Annotated in this window: 1 protein-coding gene; it reads left to right on the forward strand. The window is 58.2% G+C overall.

What is annotated here, in order from left to right:
• Positions 1 to 236 precede the first annotated feature (236 nt).
• Positions 237 to 783: P-type ATPase actuator domain-containing protein (locus CKO31_RS27575; RefSeq protein ID WP_498370626.1), on the forward strand; the 547-nt coding region annotated here is incomplete at its 3' end.

Consider the following 783-nt stretch of genomic DNA (forward strand, 5'->3'; position numbering starts at 1 on the left):
TCTTGGAGAGTGTTGATCCCGCACTTGCCGCTCGTGATCTGAAGCCAAGCCAAACGACAAACCCCTTCCCGCTATAGGGTCTCATTTGCGAATCGAGGTCCGATTCGCGAATTTGCGCTCGGAGTCGACGTACGACCTGAACTATGCCATTGCCAATTATCCTAATCACTGGCTTCGCTATAACCGGCGTCTCTGGGGGGCTTTGGCTGAAAAGACGAAAAGGTCGATCTACCCGTGTGAGTGCACTCAGCAAACGTAACGGCCGGATTGCGGCCAAGCCGTTGCCCCCTGTCCAGATGTCGCTCGCGGAAAGACGGGCCGCGCGCCTTCAGTTGAGCGCCCTCGGCGCGACAACCATGTTCGCGCTTTGCTCTTTGACCCCATGGGTTGTGGTTTTCGGGCTGCCACTTCTCTCGTATGCCGTCGTCCAACACACAAGAGTGAAGCTGCAATGGTATCGCCGCCACCGTCGCCTGGGACTTGTGACCTTCGAAGGTTTTGCCACATTGGCGACGTTGATACTGGGCTCCCTATTCTTGCTCTCGATCCTAATGCTCGTGGTTGGGACCGCACAGCGTCTGATCGCGCGCACGGAGCGCGAGGCAGATGCCGATTTCAGCAGCATCTTCGGCGAGCTGGGCAACACCGCGTGGTTGTTGCGGGATGGCGTCGAGATCGAGGTCCCGCTCGATAGCGTGCAGATCGGCGATATCGTCATCGTGCATTCGGGCGAGACGATACCGGTGGACGGGCGAATCGTTTCCGGAGGCGGCATCATTGATC

The sequence above is a fragment of the Thiohalocapsa halophila genome, from assembly GCF_016583825.1.
Taxonomy (GTDB): Bacteria; Pseudomonadota; Gammaproteobacteria; order Chromatiales; family Chromatiaceae; genus Thiohalocapsa; species Thiohalocapsa halophila.